The sequence below is a fragment of the Bacillus sp. JJ783 genome (genome assembly GCF_036963225.1).
Lineage (GTDB): Bacteria > Bacillota > Bacilli > Bacillales > Bacillaceae_G > Bacillus_A > Bacillus_A cereus_U.
On sequence record NZ_JBALMG010000185.1, the window covers coordinates 1 to 1042 of the forward strand.

Here is a 1042-nt window from a genome sequence, read left to right on the forward strand (position 1 = left end):
ACCATATAATATGAAGCAATGTTATCTAGTTTTGAAAGAATATAAAAAACTTATTGACTTTCAAAAGTGAATAAGTTATAATAATTCTTGTCTTAAATGAATACAGTTTGGTGATGATGGCAGAGAGGTCACACCCGTTCCCATACCGAACACGGAAGTTAAGCTCTCTAGCGCCGATGGTAGTTGGGACCTTGTCCCTGTGAGAGTAGGACGTCGCCAAGCAATTCGGAGGATTAGCTCAGCTGGGAGAGCACCTGCCTTACAAGCAGGGGGTCGGCGGTTCGATCCCGTCATCCTCCACCATTTAGCCGACTTAGCTCAATTGGTAGAGCAACTGACTTGTAATCAGTAGGTTGGGGGTTCAAGTCCTCTAGTCGGCACCAGTTTTTATTGCAAGAGCCATTAGCTCAGTTGGTAGAGCATCTGACTTTTAATCAGAGGGTCGAAGGTTCGAATCCTTCATGGCTCACCATTTTAATGAAATATGCGGGTGTGGCGGAATTGGCAGACGCACTAGACTTAGGATCTAGCGCCTTTGGCGTGGGGGTTCGACTCCCTTCACCCGCACTTTTAATAAAATAACTCAAACATGTCTTGCGGAAGTAGTTCAGTGGTAGAATACAACCTTGCCAAGGTTGGGGTCGCGGGTTCGAATCCCGTCTTCCGCTCCAATTTTCAGTATGACATGCCGGGGTGGCGGAACAGGCAGACGCACAGGACTTAAAATCCTGCGGTGGGTGACCACCGTGCGGGTTCGACCCCCGCCCTCGGCACCATATGCGCCCGTAGCTCAATTGGATAGAGCGTTTGACTACGGATCAAGAGGTTAGGGGTTCGACTCCTCTCGGGCGCGTTTTCTTTCGGGAAGTGGCTCAGCTTGGTAGAGCACCTGGTTTGGGACCAGGGGGTCGCAGGTTCAAATCCTGTCTTCCCGATACTTGTTTGGGGCCTTAGCTCAGCTGGGAGAGCGCCTGCCTTGCACGCAGGAGGTCAGCGGTTCGATCCCGCTAGGCTCCACCAAAAAAGTTCTTTGAAAACTGAA

The 1042-nt window shown here is 50.1% G+C and carries 9 tRNA genes and 1 rRNA gene; all 10 read left to right on the forward strand.

Features of this window, described 5'->3' with window-relative positions:
• Positions 1–106 precede the first annotated feature (106 nt).
• Positions 107–222: ribosomal RNA gene (gene rrf / locus V7038_RS27180) — 5S ribosomal RNA — on the forward strand.
• Positions 223–227: 5 nt separating this feature from the next.
• A tRNA-Val gene (locus tag V7038_RS27185) sits at positions 228–303 on the forward strand.
• A gap of 4 nt (positions 304–307) precedes the next feature.
• A tRNA-Thr gene (locus V7038_RS27190) sits at positions 308–383 on the forward strand.
• A 13-nt stretch (positions 384–396) separates the two neighbouring features.
• Positions 397–472: transfer RNA gene (locus V7038_RS27195), tRNA-Lys, on the forward strand.
• 14 nt (positions 473–486) lie between these two features.
• Positions 487–567, forward strand: a tRNA-Leu gene (locus tag V7038_RS27200).
• 29 nt (positions 568–596) lie between these two features.
• Positions 597–671, forward strand: a tRNA-Gly gene (locus V7038_RS27205).
• Between the two features lie 16 nt (positions 672–687).
• Positions 688–776, forward strand: a tRNA-Leu gene (locus tag V7038_RS27210).
• 3 nt (positions 777–779) lie between these two features.
• A tRNA-Arg gene (locus V7038_RS27215) sits at positions 780–853 on the forward strand.
• An 8-nt stretch (positions 854–861) separates the two neighbouring features.
• A tRNA-Pro gene (locus V7038_RS27220) sits at positions 862–935 on the forward strand.
• Positions 936–944: 9 nt separating this feature from the next.
• Positions 945–1020, forward strand: a tRNA-Ala gene (locus tag V7038_RS27225).
• The last annotated feature ends 22 nt before the right edge of the window (positions 1021–1042 follow it).